At 62.7% G+C, this 13,664-nt stretch carries 15 protein-coding genes; 9 read left to right on the plus strand and 6 right to left on the minus strand.

Annotation, left to right across the window (positions count from 1 at the left end; genetic code table 11):
• Positions 1 to 4: 4 nt before the first annotated feature.
• The 3 genes from cbbX to P9239_RS03465 are packed head-to-tail and all read right to left on the minus strand — an operon-like array spanning position 5 to position 2,863.
• Positions 5 to 925, minus strand: coding sequence for a CbbX protein (cbbX, locus tag P9239_RS03455; RefSeq protein WP_309749095.1), 921 nt, complete (start codon positions 923 to 925; stop codon positions 5 to 7).
• A gap of 13 nt (positions 926 to 938) precedes the next feature.
• Positions 939 to 1,355 carry a ribulose bisphosphate carboxylase small subunit gene (locus P9239_RS03460; RefSeq protein ID WP_309749096.1) on the minus strand — a complete coding sequence of 139 codons (417 nt, stop codon included), beginning with the start codon at positions 1,353 to 1,355 and terminating at the stop codon, positions 939 to 941.
• 17 nt (positions 1,356 to 1,372) lie between these two features.
• The gene (locus P9239_RS03465) at positions 1,373 to 2,863 is read right to left on the minus strand and encodes a form I ribulose bisphosphate carboxylase large subunit (protein WP_309749097.1); all 1,491 of its coding nucleotides are present in this window, start codon (positions 2,861 to 2,863) and stop codon (positions 1,373 to 1,375) included.
• Positions 2,864 to 3,154: 291 nt separating this feature from the next.
• Here P9239_RS03465 and pqqA point away from each other — a divergent pair, with 291 nt between their 5' ends.
• The 3 genes from pqqA (at position 3,155) to P9239_RS03480 (ending at position 4,606) form a co-directional block, all read left to right on the plus strand.
• Positions 3,155 to 3,229 carry a pyrroloquinoline quinone precursor peptide PqqA gene (gene pqqA, locus P9239_RS03470; RefSeq protein WP_008354335.1) on the plus strand — a complete coding sequence of 25 codons (75 nt, stop codon included), beginning with the start codon at positions 3,155 to 3,157 and terminating at the stop codon, positions 3,227 to 3,229.
• Between the two features lie 80 nt (positions 3,230 to 3,309).
• The gene (locus tag P9239_RS03475) at positions 3,310 to 3,879 is read left to right on the plus strand and encodes a DUF447 domain-containing protein (protein WP_309749098.1); all 570 of its coding nucleotides are present in this window, start codon (positions 3,310 to 3,312) and stop codon (positions 3,877 to 3,879) included.
• Positions 3,880 to 3,901: 22 nt separating this feature from the next.
• Complete coding sequence (locus tag P9239_RS03480) at positions 3,902 to 4,606, plus strand: (5-formylfuran-3-yl)methyl phosphate synthase (RefSeq protein ID WP_309749099.1); 705 nt, start codon at positions 3,902 to 3,904, stop codon at positions 4,604 to 4,606.
• Here the strand turns inward: P9239_RS03480 and P9239_RS03485 are convergent.
• Genes P9239_RS03485 through P9239_RS03495 form a run of 3 tightly spaced genes read right to left on the minus strand, consistent with a single transcriptional unit; the run spans position 4,597 to position 7,336 of the window.
• On the minus strand, positions 4,597 to 5,184 hold the full coding sequence (locus P9239_RS03485; RefSeq protein WP_309749100.1) for an aspartate kinase: 588 nt from the start codon (positions 5,182 to 5,184) through the stop codon (positions 4,597 to 4,599). The two genes, P9239_RS03480 and P9239_RS03485, sit on opposite strands and share 10 nt — an antisense overlap.
• Positions 5,185 to 5,189: 5 nt before the next feature.
• Positions 5,190 to 6,308, minus strand: a complete 1,119-nt coding sequence (locus P9239_RS03490) for a hydantoinase/oxoprolinase family protein (RefSeq protein ID WP_309749101.1) — start codon at positions 6,306 to 6,308, stop codon at positions 5,190 to 5,192.
• Positions 6,305 to 7,336, minus strand: a complete 1,032-nt coding sequence (locus P9239_RS03495) for an ATP-grasp domain-containing protein (RefSeq protein WP_309749102.1) — start codon at positions 7,334 to 7,336, stop codon at positions 6,305 to 6,307. The genes P9239_RS03490 and P9239_RS03495 overlap by 4 nt, the downstream gene beginning before the upstream one ends.
• A 13-nt stretch (positions 7,337 to 7,349) precedes the next feature.
• Between P9239_RS03495 and P9239_RS03500 the strand changes: the two genes are divergently transcribed.
• The 6 genes from P9239_RS03500 (at position 7,350) to P9239_RS03525 (ending at position 13,639) form a co-directional block, all read left to right on the plus strand.
• Complete coding sequence (locus tag P9239_RS03500) at positions 7,350 to 8,048, plus strand: HisA/HisF-related TIM barrel protein (protein WP_309749103.1); 699 nt, start codon at positions 7,350 to 7,352, stop codon at positions 8,046 to 8,048.
• A 213-nt stretch (positions 8,049 to 8,261) separates the two neighbouring features.
• Positions 8,262 to 9,536: a formylmethanofuran dehydrogenase gene (locus P9239_RS03505; protein ID WP_309749104.1), complete on the plus strand. Its 1,275-nt coding sequence runs from the start codon at positions 8,262 to 8,264 to the stop codon at positions 9,534 to 9,536.
• Positions 9,533 to 11,236 (plus strand): formylmethanofuran dehydrogenase subunit A, encoded by a 1,704-nt coding sequence (locus P9239_RS03510; RefSeq protein ID WP_309749105.1) that lies wholly within the window; start codon positions 9,533 to 9,535, stop codon positions 11,234 to 11,236. Before P9239_RS03505 ends, P9239_RS03510 begins: the two co-directional genes overlap by 4 nt.
• A gap of 11 nt (positions 11,237 to 11,247) precedes the next feature.
• Complete coding sequence (gene fhcD / locus P9239_RS03515; RefSeq protein WP_309749610.1) at positions 11,248 to 12,189, plus strand: formylmethanofuran--tetrahydromethanopterin N-formyltransferase; 942 nt, start codon at positions 11,248 to 11,250, stop codon at positions 12,187 to 12,189.
• Positions 12,186 to 13,007 (plus strand): formylmethanofuran dehydrogenase subunit C, encoded by an 822-nt coding sequence (locus P9239_RS03520; RefSeq protein WP_309749106.1) that lies wholly within the window; start codon positions 12,186 to 12,188, stop codon positions 13,005 to 13,007. Before fhcD ends, P9239_RS03520 begins: the two co-directional genes overlap by 4 nt.
• 62 nt (positions 13,008 to 13,069) lie before the next feature.
• Complete coding sequence (locus P9239_RS03525) at positions 13,070 to 13,639, plus strand: cytochrome b (protein ID WP_309749107.1); 570 nt, start codon at positions 13,070 to 13,072, stop codon at positions 13,637 to 13,639.
• Positions 13,640 to 13,664 lie beyond the last annotated feature (25 nt).

Here is a 13,664-nt window from a genome sequence, read left to right on the forward strand (position 1 = left end):
CACCTCATTCGTTGTCCGAATCGTTGAACACACGGCTCGCGCGTATGTCAGCTGCGGCCAGTTGCGTGAGCGCGATGGCGTCCGCGGGTCCGCTGCCGCGTTCGGCCGCCGCGAACAAGCGGTTAGCCTGTCGCAGCCGCGCACGGTCGAGTGCGTTGCGCACCGAACGCGCATTGGCGAAGTTCGGCTGGCGGATGCGGCGCGCGAGGTAGTCGGCGAAGGCGCTGCGCGCGTCGTCGCCGAATCGGTAATGCAAATCAGCCAGCATGTGCTCTGCAATCTTCAACAGCTCGTCCGGAGCGTAGTCCGGAAACGCAATGTGATGCGCAATGCGCGACCGGAAGCCGGGATTGCTGCGGAAAAACGTCTCCATGCGCGCTTCGTAGCCCGCAAGAATGACGACCAGGTCGCCGCGCTGGTTCTCCATCGTCTGAAGCAGAATCTCGATGGCCTCTTGCCCGTAGTCTCGTTCGTTCTCCGGCCGATACAGGTAATAGGCCTCGTCGATGAAAAGCACGCCGCCCATCGCGCGCTTGAGCACTTCGCGCGTTTTAGGCGCCGTATGGCCGATGTATTGGCCGACGAGATCGTCGCGCGTGACGGAGACAAGTTGATTGCGCCGGATATAGCCGAGCCGGTGCAGCACTTGCGCCATGCGCAGCGCCACTGTCGTCTTGCCCGTGCCGGGATTGCCCGAAAAGCACATGTGGAGCGTCGGCGCGCCGCTTGCGATGCCGAGCGCCGCGCGGGCCCGTTCCACCAGCAGATGCGCGGCGATCTCGCGGATGCGCGTCTTGACCGGTGCAAGCCCGATGAGATCGCGGTCCAGTTCCGCAAGCACCTCGCCGATGCGCGAATCGCGGTAAAGCGCCATCAGGTCGGCGCGCGCTTCTTGCATATCGTCCACGGTGGCTTCGGCGCCCATCGTCGTCTCCTAGTCAGTACCGCTCGCCGTTCGGGCGATCCGTGGCGTATGTGCGAATCGAATATCGCTGAATGCGGCTGCGATCGTCTTGTCGTTCGAGGCGGAAGCCCTTCTCTTCAGGCGGCCGGTTGACGATGAACGAGAGCCGCATCGTCTCGAACCCGCGCACCGAGTCGAACGCATTGACCTTGATGTAGTGACGCGGATACGCCTTTCGGCACGCGTCCACTTCCATCATGACGCCGGCCGCGTCGTGCAGATCGAACATCGGCAGCCCCCACATCTCCCAATACGTATTGCGTGGATGCGGGTCGTCCGTGTACTCGACCGAGCACGCCCAGCCCTGACTCAGCGCATAGTCGATCTGCGCGCAGATCTCTTCGTCGTTCAAAGGCAGGAGGAACGAAAACGTTCCTTGCGTGATGTGCATGACAATCCCCTTATCGTTCAGGCCAGCGAAGGCGTTACAGCGAAGTCGGGCGTATCGGTCGATGCGTAGTTGAACGTCACGTCTCGCCATGTATCGAGCGCGAGCTTGAGCGGCGTGCACCAGCGCGCGGCAGCTTCGAGAATCTCCGGCCCTTCTTGCGCGATATCGTGGCCTTCGTTACGCGCCTTGACCATCGCTTCGAGCGCGACGCGGTTGGCCGTCGCGCCGGCTTGTATGCCTTGCGGATGCCCGATAGTGCCGCCGCCGAACTGCAGGATCGCATCGTCGCCGAAGAGGTCCAGCAACTGATGCATCTGGCCCGCATGAATGCCACCGGATGCCACCGGCATGACCTTACGCAAGCCCGCCCACGGTTGATCGAAGAAGATGCCGCGCGTCAGGTCCACGTCGTTGCGCGCTTCGCGGCATACGTTGTAATAGCCCTGCACCGCGAGCGGATCGCCTTCCAGTTTGCCGACCGCCGTGCCCGCATGTGCATGATCGACGCCTGCCATGCGCAACCACTTTGCAATCACGCGAAACGAAATGCCGTGATTGCGCTGCCGCGTGTACGTGCCGTGTCCCGCGCGATGCAGATGCAGGATCATGTCGTTCCTGCGCGCCCAACGTGACATCGACTGGATTGCCGTCCACCCGACGACGAGATCGATCATCACGATGCAAGAGCCCAACGCCTTTGCGAATTCGGCGCGCTCGTACATGTCTTCCATGGTGCCGGCCGTGACGTTCAGATAGTGACCCTTGACTTCGCCCGTCTCCGCTTGCGCGCGATTCACCGCTTCCATCGCAAAGAGATAGCGGTCGCGCCAGTGCATGAAGGCTTGCGAGTTGATGTTCTCGTCGTCCTTCAAAAAGTCGAGGCCGCCTTTGAGACCTTCATACACCACGCGTCCGTAGTTCTTGCCCGACAAGCCGAGCTTCGGCTTGACCGTCGCGCCGAGCAGCGGACGCCCGTATTTATCGAGCCTTTCGCGCTCGACGACGATGCCTGTCGGCGGCCCTTGAAACGTCTTCAGATACGCGACGGGAATGCGCATGTCTTCGAGCCTGAGCGCCATCAACGGCTTGAAGCCGAATACATTGCCGATGATCGAAGCCGTGAGATTCGCCACCGACCCTTCCTCGAAGAGATCGAGTTCGTAAGCGATGTACGCGAAGTACTGGGGCTCGTCGGCGCGTGCATGTGGCACGGGTTCGACGCGATACGCTTTCGCGCGATACATGTCGCATGCGGTCAGCCTGTCGGTCCATACGACCGTCCACGTTGCAGTCGACGATTCCCCCGCTACCGCTGCGGCCGCCTCCTCCGGCTCCACGCCGGGCTGCGGCGTGATGCGAAATAGCGCGATGATGTCTGTCTCCTTGGGCGTGTAATCGGGTTGCCAGTAGCCCATCTCGCGGTACTTCATGACCCCGGCCGCATAGCGCGAGCGCGGATCGGACGGATTACGTGCCGCCTCGACGGCGGCCTTGCTGAAGTCGTTCATTCCGTTTCCTCGACACAGGGAAGTTGAGAACGACGTGCGCATTGACTTCGGGCGACCGTCGTAGCGTAGAGTGCGCCTGCCGTGATTGCAGAGTAGGCGCGAACGTGTGCCGAAGGGAATTCACGAATTTCTTGCACCGCTCTAAAGGATTGCTTATTCAGCGTCACGCCGCGCGCGGGACACTTTGCTGCGTTTCCGTCACAGTAACTTGCTCGGGCAAGCCCGCACGCTGTGGCATGACGCTTGCGTGCGCCTCGACTGATGCACTCGTTCACCCAAGGAGAAACTGTCATGCAATGGACCACGCCGAGCTTCACCGATATGCGCTTCGGGTTTGAAATCACGATGTACATCGCCACGCGCTAAGCATGGCGCGGGACCGCGCGAAGTGGCATCGTCCGATGCTTCGCGCGGCTCTCCACTCATGAGCGCATGCGCACATAGCCATGATCTACGAGACGATCGTCACGACGGCGGATCGCGATGGCCGTGCGCATGTCGCGCCAATGGGCGTGCGCTTCGAGGAAGCGTTCGCGATCCTCGCGCCGTTCCGCCCTTCCACGACGCTCGATAACGTCATTGCGACGCAGAGCGCCGTCATCAACTTTACGACGGATGTGCGCATTTTTGCGGGCTGCGTCACGGGTTTTCAACGCGACTGGCCGACGCTTCCCGCGACTGCGGTGCCGAGCGTGCGCCTCGCGGAATCGCTGGCGCATACCGAGTGGCGTCTTGTCGAAGTCAGCGATGACGACACGCGTCCCACGCTGCGTATGAAATGCGTGCATCGCGAGACCCATGCGCCGTTTCCCGGCTTCAACCGTGCGCAGGCAGCAGTCGTGGAAGGCGCAATTCTCGTGAGCCGTCTCTTCATGCTGCCGCAAGAGAAAGTGGAACGCGAGATCGACTATCTGCGCATTGCCATCGACAAAACTGCGGGCGATGTTGAGCGCATTGCCTGGAACTGGCTCATGCAGGCAATCGAACAGCATCGCACGAAGACGCTGCGCTCGTGATGCAATCTTCTGGAGTATCTCGATGACCGCGTTGCTCGCGAGCGTTCGCTCGGTGGATGAAGCACTCAATGCCGCACGAGCCGGTGCAGAACTGATCGATCTGAAAGAACCGCACGCGGGCGCGCTCGGCGGCGTGGCGACGCACGACATCGCGCGAATCGTGCGCACACTGCGAGCGCAGTACGCGGTGCGGCCCATCAGCGCAACCATCGGAGACTTGCCTGACGACGCGCTCGACGAGATCTGTGATCGCGTGCTCGAGGTCGCGGGCACCGGTGTGGATTACGTGAAGGTCGGCATCGTGCAGGGACCGCACGCCGCTGACTGTTTGCATCGTCTAGCGGCGTTGCCCGCGACTGTCGTGCCTGTGCTGCTGTCGGACGACGGCATCGACACCGCGCTCGTGAGGTTGTGCGCACAGCTTGGATTCGTAGGCCTCGTGTTCGATACCGCAAACAAGAACGGACGCACGTTGTTCGATTGCGTCGATACGGCGACGCTTGCCGCGTGCCTTTCTCAAGCGCGTTCACGCGGCATGATGACCGCGCTCGCCGGATCGCTCGCCTGGTCTCATCTCGAACGGATACGCGCGCTCGCGCCCGATATCGCGGGCTTCAGAGGCGCGCTATGCGACGAACGCGCTGGACGCACGGGCCGGCTCGATCCCTCGCGCGTGCGTCAGTGGGCGAGTGCGCTGCATGGTGAGCGCATGACCGCTCATGCCTGAAACGCAAGCAAGCGGTCTCGCACGACCGAAGCCTCGCGCTTGCTGAAGACTTCCACCAGATAGTTGGCGTCTTTCACGTAGGCGGGAAAGCGCCTGTCGACGATTCCGCGCGCCGCCAGCGTTTCGAGCGGCGCATGTGCTTCGATTTCGCACGACTTGACGATCATGAGACGCTCGGCGTTGAGCGTCGTCGAAAGCCATGCGGCGAGGCTGTCCGATGTAGTGTCCCAGTTGGTCATGGAATCGGGCGACGTGCGCATGAGGTCCGTGGGCACCCAAACGGCCACGCGGCCTTCGCGCAGCGCACGCCGGATGCGTTGCTCGTTCGATGCGAGCACCAGTTCGGGCAGCACGCCTTGCATGAGAATCGCGTATTGAGCCATCGCGAGCAGACACATGTTATGCGCGGCGAGGTCGTCGAAGCGCCATTCGCACTGATATTGCCGCACCGCATCGGCGAAATCGCCGCCGCCCGGCACGATCACCACGCGCCCGCCGCCCAGTTCCCAGAGCCGTGTGAGCCATTCGCGCAGCGCGGGATCGTGACTCAGGCTTCCCCCGATCTTGACCACCCACATGGCCATCATCCTCGTTCAAGATTGAGCGCATCGTTCGCGCTGCCTGCTCCCATGACAGCACGCGGCGACGATGCGAGCAACGCCACCGCGACGCTCGGCGCGCACGTCGACGCCCATTCGGCCCGCTCTGCATCATGCGATGCAACGCCCGCGAGCCGCGCGAACTCGACATAGCCACGCGCCTCCTGTCGCGCCAACGCTGCGGCCATGAAACGTCCGCATCCTGCGCCGACGACAGGCGCGCTCGCAAGCGCTTCATGTTGCGCACTGACGCGAGCGAGGTTCGCCTCGATGATCCGCAACTGCTCATGCCGCCACGCGAGCGCGAAGCGCCGCCACTCTTCGGCGCTTGCATCTGACGCATCACGTCCGATCATTCGTGCGATACGCGCGCGACTTGCGGCTTCCGTCTTCGGGCCGTTGTCGGCGCTCGGATGCTGGTCATGCGCGTCCCACAACTCGCCGGTCAAACGATACACATCGGCTGTCGTCGCGAACCACTCGTTCATCACGCCCGTGGTCTCGCCTCGAAACGTTATGCAATGCGCCACGCCGCACAACGGCGTTCGCACGACGCCCTGATACACGAGCTCGCCGCTGACAAGACGCTGCGCATCGTTCGTGCCGCGCGCGGCGACATCGCCCGCGACAATCGGAACGATGTCCGTCGTCGTGCTGCCGATATCGACGAGCAACGCATTGCGTACACGCGTTGCAACGTACTCGGCGGTGGCGAGCCAGTTCGCCGATGCAACCTTCCGCCAGCCGTCCGCACACGCGGAACGGGCGAGCCAGTTCTCCTTGCCGCCATAGAACATCGTGCGCGGTCCGAGCCGTTGCGCAAGCGTGCGGGTCAGCGTGCGTACTCCTTCGGCACGGTCAGCGAAGAGATCGACCATTTCACCGGTCATCGTGACGGCGTGGCGCGCGGCGGCATCGGCGGCCTGGGGCCAGCGTTCGAATACGTCGTCGATGACCCGCTCGAGATGCGCGATGCCCTGCCATAATGGACAAGCCCATTGCGCGACATCGATCAGCGCGCCTGCGGCCACGATGCACACCTTCACATGCGCGCCGCCGACGTCCCAGCCGACGACGGGCGCGTCGCTCGTGCGCGTCGTCATGAAGAGGCCCCGCATGCACGCAGCAATGGCGCAACTTGTACGAAGCCTGGTACACCGTGCGCCGCCAGCAAACCGGCCGCGAGCCTACGCGACTTGCTCAGCTCGGCATAAGCCACAGTCAGGCGCGGATTGACTTCGACGACGACAGGACCACGCTGCGGATGCCACACCACGTCGATGCCCGCGAAGCCGCGCAATCCGGGAAGCGCATCGACCACGCGCCTTGCAAGCCGCTCCAGCACGCGCCCTCGTTCGCCATCGCGCTCGATGGTGTCGACATCGACGCCATCGAACTGTACGACACGTTCGTGTCTAGGCGACAGCGCGACATCCGAGAGCCCGATACGTTGTCTATTGATCGAAAGAAGCCGCACACCCTTTTCATCGCATAGAAGCGACAGGCTGAGCGGCTCGCCATCGATCCATTCTTGCAGCACGGCATTGCGGCCCGCCGCTGTACGTGCTTCGTATTCTTCACATGCCGCGTCGCGTGAATCGAAAACATAGGTGTCGAGACCGCCCGCACCGTCGTCGGGCTTCACGACCCAGCTACGTCCTTCCGCTTCTACGGCTCGCTCGGGTTCCAGCGCGGGTGTCACAGGGATGCCGTATGCGGCGAGGCACGCAGCGGTTGCGCTCTTGCTCGATGCCACGCGTATCGCTTCCTTGGCGCAGCCTAGCCAACGTGCCGCGCCGACTGCATCATGAAGCCGCAACAGCAGGCCGTCGCATTCAGGCGCGATGACCATGGCATAGTCGTGCTCACGCGCGATGCGCGAGACGAAGCGCGTGATCGGCTCACCGTGTTGTGGGCGTGCATGAGCGTGATGTTCGTCGATACGCTCGAAGCAGGACGTGGCGATGGTCACATCGACGCCATCGAGCGCGCGCAAGTCGGCGGCGACGGCATCGCGCATCACGCGCCCTTCGACGATCAGCGCGCTGAGATCCGCGAGGCTGCCTGCGCTCGCGACATCAGGATCGATGCCGCCGCCGGTGAGATACTCGAACACGAATATTCTGGTCAAGGGAAAGCCATCCATGCAGGTGATACCGGTTCTTGATCTGCTCGACGGCCACGCGGTGCGTGCTGTGCGAGGCGAGCGTTCGCGCTATCGGCCGATTCAGTCTTCGTTGTGCGCCACAAGCAATCCCGTGGATGTGGCTCGCGCGCTAATCGCCGCGACTGCGTCATCGACGTTATACGTGGCCGATCTCGGCGCGATTCTCGGGCGCGGCGCGCATATCTCGACGCTTGCTGCGCTTCGACGTGCGCTCGGCGGTGAAGTCGCGATCTGGCTCGACGCGGGTTTTAGCGGTTTCGCGTCGATGCATGCGTTGTTCGAGCGAATCGGGGGCTTTGAGCCGAGCGATAAAGCGGCGACGCTCGTGCCTGTGTTCGGCACGGAGACTCTGCTCGAAGAGAATGCGATTGCCGATGCGCGCGCTGCGGGCCATGAGCCCATTCTGTCGCTCGACTATCGCGGTGGGCGCGCGCTGGGTGCATTGCGTGTAGATAGCGCGGGGTGGCCTTCGCGCGTCATCGTGATGACGCTGGATCACGTCGGTGCAAATGCCGGTCCGGACCTCGATACGTTCGCCGCCGTGCGGGCGATGGCCGGTGATCGGTATGTCGTCGGCGCGGGCGGTGTGCGGGATCGCGATGATCTCGCGCGGGTCGCGCAGTGCGGCGCGCAAGCGTGGTTGGTGGCTTCTGCGATTCATGATCGGACGATTTAGTTTGGCATTCGCGTTTGTGACTCAATATTTATGCCAATTGCCGTTGGTCTTTGTGGGCGTTGTTGCTTTGCGGTACGGCGGTTGGTGGGGCGCGTGACAGTGTGTTCCATGGACGCCGAGTTGCTTGGCGTTCTGCGTTGGTTTGCCTGTGTATGCGGTGAAGAAGAAAGAGAAGAATCCCGACCGGCATAGACCTTGCTCAAAACGCGGACCATGCCCGCCTCCTCTCACCCAGCGCCAGCAAGAGACCTTTGGACCTGTCCATTCTGCCCGCTGCTATGCGACGACATTGCGCTAGAAGTCACCGCTGATGCGCGTATGAGCGCAACCAACACTGCATGCCCGCGGCTAGCGAGATCGCTTGCGAGCATGAACGCTGAAACGGTGAATCGCGAACCGCAGATCAATGGGAAACCGACCGACTTAACATCCGCACTCGCGCAAGCCGCAGACGTACTCGTGCAATCCCGCCACCCGCTCATCGGCGGCCTCGCCACCGACGTCGCCGGTGCACGCGCGATCTATGAACTCGCCGCGAACAGCGGCGCAATCCTGGATCATCTGCATGGCGATTCGCTCGCCGCAGCCACGCTCGCGCTGCAAGATCGCGGCGCGCTCTTCACCACGCTATCCGAAGTGCGCTCACGCGCGGATCTCATCGTGGTGTTCGCGTGCGAGCCCTCACGCCGCTATCCACGCTTCTACGAGCGGCTGCAAACCGCGCAACCCCAAACGGAAACAGTCTTCGTCGGATGCGATGCCGATACCGCCGCCACGCACGCCGATGCACTGCTTCCAGAAGCCGATCCGTTCGATACGCTCGCGCTCTGGTCAGCCATTCTCGAAGGCCGCGAGCCGAATGCACTCGCCCACGCCGATACCGCTCACACGTTGCAAGCATTAACCGACCGCATTCGCGCCGCACGCTACACCGCATTGGTCTATGAACCCGCCGCGTTGCCAGGCCCACATAACGCGCTCGCAATCGAAGCACTGCACCGAGTCGTCAAGACATTGAACCGCACTGTGCGCGCTGGCGCACTCGCATTGACCGGGGACGATGGCGCGCTCTCGGTCAATCAGACGGTCACCTGGCTATCAGGCTTTCCGCTCAGGACACGCGTGACGCGAGGACTGCCGCTCGATCACGATCCGCATCGCTATCGCACGCAGGCGCTGTTGCAGCGGCACGAAGCCGATGCGCTCGTCTGGATATCCAGCTTCGGCCCGGCGCCCATGCCCGATGCTCTCACTGACGACGTACCCGCAATCATCCTCGCGCATCCGGCCACCGCACTCGATGAACGCAGTGCGCCCACTGTCTTCATTCCCGTTGCGACGCCGGGCGTCGAAAGCAGCGGTCATCTGTTTCGCATGGATGCATCGGTGGTTGCACCACTCACGCCCGCACGCGATTCCACGTTGCCGACCGTCGCGGCCATTGCGAGCGAACTCGTCCAATTGCTGCGCATGAGGAGGCCGTCGTGAGTAATGCGCGCCTCAGAGGCGGCATCGTCTATGATCCGGCGAACCGTATCGATGGCGAACAACGCGATATCCATATCCGCGATGGCCGCATCGTCGATCACATGGAAAATCACGACATACCGCCGGATCGCGACTTCGATGCGACCGGCATGGTCGTCATGGCTGGCGGTATCGACCTGCATTCGCATATCGGCGGCGGCAAGACCAATCTCTCGCGTTTGCTGTTGCCGGAGGACCATCGCGACGATCCGCGTGCCGTGCCGAACCGTCCCGAAGAAGGCCGCTATATGCGCCTGCCTTCTTGCGGCACGTGCGCACCAGGCACGCTCGCCACGGGCTACCGTTACGCGGAAATGGGTTACACGGCTGCATTCGAGCCCGCGATGATCGCCTCGAACGCACGCCATACGCATCTGGAAATGGGCGATACGCCGATCATCGATCACGGCGCTTACGTGATGATGGGCAACGACGAATTGTTCCTGCAAATGCTGGCTGCGCGCGAAGACTTCGAACGCCTGCGCGATTACATCGGCTGGACCATCAATGCAAGCAAGGCGCTCGGCGTCAAAGTCGTGAACCCTGGTGGCATCTCCGCGTTCAAGTTCAATCAGCGTTCACTGGACCTCGACGAAGCGCACGTGCATTACGGCATTACGCCGCGTGATGTGCTGAAGACTCTGACTCGCGCGCTCACGAACTTGCGCGTGCCGCATCCACTGCATGTGCATGCAAGCAATCTAGGGGTGCCGGGCAATGTGGATTCGACCATCGCGACGATGGATGCAGCGGAAGGTCTGCCGATTCATCTGACGCATATCCAGTTTCATAGTTACGGCACTGAAGGGCCGCGCAAATTCTCGTCGGGTGCGCGCGCCATTGCAGAGGCGGTCAACGCGCGTCCCAACGTGACGATCGACGTGGGCCAGATCATCTTTGGTCAGACTGTCACGGCATCGGGTGACACGATGATGCAGTTCAGGAACGCGCCGCTCGCCCGGCCGCGCAAATGGATACTCGGAGATATCGAGTGCGATGGCGGCTGTGGCGTTCTGCCCTTCCGGTATCGCGAAGAGAGCTTTGTGAATGCGCTGCAATGGATCATCGGGCTGGAGATTTTCCTGCTCGTGGACGACCCGTGGCGCGTGTCCATGACGACCGATCACCCGAACGGCGGGCCGTTCACCAGTTATCCGCATCTCATCCGGCTTCTGATGGACAAATCGTTCCGCGATGAGCAGCTCGACAAGCTGCACGCCGATGCGAAGACCGCAAGCGCGCTCAGCGAAATCACGCGGGAATTCTCGCTATACGACATCGCGATCATCACGCGCGCCGGGCCCGCGCGGCTGCTCGGGCTCGCGGATCGCGGGCATCTCGGCGCGGGTGCAGCGGCGGATATTGCCGTCTATCGCGACGATCCGAACCGCGAGCGTATGTTCACATCGCCTGCATACGTCTTTAAGGATGGCGAACTAATTGCACGCGACGGGACGCTCCTGAAGACGCCGACGGGCGGCATTCACTATGTGCAGCCGGACTACGACCGGTCGATCGAACCGCGCGTGCGCGCCTTCACGGAGGCGAACCTCGCCGCGCGCTTCGAGAACGCGGCTATCGGTGAAGATGAAGTCTGCGCATGCTGCAACGGCGGGAGGCTTCTGCCGGTTGCTTGCCTCGCCACGCGCGCGAACGGATGATCACGACGCCCATGCGCATCAACGACACGCAAATCGACGACACGTTTGCCGAAGCATTTCCGATGAAGGCGACACGCCTCGTCATCACCGCGCATACGTCGACATGGGCGCGTCACGCCGCCAATTCACTGACGGGCTTCGCGACCTCCGTGATCGACTGCGGATGCGAAGCGGGCATCGAGCGCGATCTCGCACGCGACGAAACACCCGATGGCAGGCCCGGCATATCGGTGCTGATGTTCGCGATATCGTCGAAGGAACTGGCCAAGCAGATCACACGGCGCGTCGGGCAATGCGTGCTCACGTGTCCGACCACGGCGGTCTATGGCGGTATCGATCCGGCGACGACTCGCGCGCCGCTCTCCGACAACGCGCCGCTCGGCGCGGGACTGCGCTTCTTCGGCGATGGCTTTCAGATATCGAAGGTGCTTGGCGCGACGCGCTATTGGCGCGTGCCCGTGATGGATGGCGAGTTCGTCTGCGAGGAATTCACGGCCACCGTGAAGGCTGTGGGCGGCGGCAACCTGCTCTTCCTCGCACGCGATCTCGACAGCGCTTTGGCCGCTGCCGAAGCAGCGGTGGCTGCAATGCATGCGTTGCCGAACATCATCACGCCGTTTCCGGGCGGTGTCGTGCGTTCAGGCTCGAAGATCGGCTCGAAATACGCAGGCGCAACTGCTTCCACGAACGATGCCTTCTGCCCCACGCTCATCGGCTTGTCGATGAAAAGCGAACTGACGCCCGACATCACATGTGTGCTCGAAATTGTAATCGACGGCCTGACAGATGCCGATGTCGGCGCGGCAATGACGGCCGGCATTGCGGCTGCAACCGCCATCGGGCGCGCGGGCGGCGTGCTGCGCATATCGGCGGGAAACTATGGCGGCAAGCTCGGACCTTACCACTTCAAGTTGCACGAACTCGCGGCCGGTGTGGCAGGGAGCCGTGCATGAGCGCGATCACGTTACGCGTAAAAAATGCGCCCGGCTTTCGCGTCGATGCGTCGAAGTTACTGCCCCGCACTCTATCCGACATAGCGCCTGATGAGTTACCGCGACGCGTGCTACAGGGCCTCGGCGAACAATGCGCACTGGGCGATCTCTTCGACATCACACGAGCGGAAGCGGTAACGCCATTGCTTCGAATTGAAGGCGACGCTGCATGGCTGGATCGCATCGGAGCAGCGCTGAACGAAGGCTCGCTAATCGTTGAAGGCGACGCTGGCGATTACGCGGGCATCGGCATGAGCGGCGGCGAACTGCATATTGCGGGAAATACGGGCCGTTTTACCGCATGCGAAATGCAAGGCGGACGCGTGACGGTGCGCGGCAGCGTGGGCGATTTCGCGGCAGGCGCCCTTCCGGGCGACATGGAAGGGATGCGCGGCGGCATGCTCACCATTCATGGCGATGCAGGCGCGCGCCTTGCAGACCGAATGCGGCGCGGCACCGTTCTGGTCGGCGGGAATGCGGGAGATTTCGCGGCGTCGCGGCTCGTAGCGGGGACGCTCTGCATCGCGGGCGAGACGGGCGCGCACCTCGGTTATGGCATGCGACGCGGTACGGTCGTACTATTGAAGAAACCGCGGCGCATCGAGCCTACGTTCACCGAAGGCGGCCACGGCTTCGACGTGTTCTGGCGGCTGCTGACGCGCATGCTGACCTCCGAGATCGAGCCGTTCGCGACGCTTTCCACTAACGTCACGCCCACACGCTACGCAGGCGATCTCGCTGTGGACGGACGGGGGGAATTGCTGATCGCCAATTCATGAACAGACGACAACAATGGACCATGTATTCGGCGGACGAAAGCCCTTGACGAAGGAGGCGCGCCATGACCGCTGTGCGGATTCCAGCCGCAACGCACGATGCAACTTGCGTGGCGAACGACCGCTTTGCGCGGCCGCTAGTCGTGCTGCACTGGGTCATTGCAGTCGCCATCGTCGTGATGCTGTGCATCGGCTTGTATATGGTCGGCCTGCCGCGCGGGCTGCCGTTCAAGTCGACGCTCATCAACTTCCACAAGTCGCTCGGCATGACGGTTTTCCTGCTGGTGCTGATCCGCATCCTGGTACGCCTGGGCTATGGCCGCCCGCCTCTGCCGCCGATGGGAGCGTGGCAACGCGCCGCCGCGAGCACCACGCAGGCTCTTTTATACATTGGCATGATCGCGATGCCGCTTACCGGCTATCTCGGATCGTCGTTCAACAGGTTCGGCACGCGCTTCTGGGGCGCGCCCTTGCCGCAATGGGGATGGGACGACAAGGCCCTGCGCGAGCTGTTCTTCGGCTTGCACGTCTATCTGGCGTGGATCATGGCCGCGCTCATCGTGCTGCATACGCTGGGCGTGGCAAAGCACCAATTCATCGAAAAAGACGGACTGTTAAGGAGAATGTGGCCATGAGCGCCATCATGCAAGTCACCGAGGC

This window comes from Caballeronia sp. LZ062 (genome assembly GCF_031450785.1).
Lineage (GTDB): Bacteria > Pseudomonadota > Gammaproteobacteria > Burkholderiales > Burkholderiaceae > Caballeronia.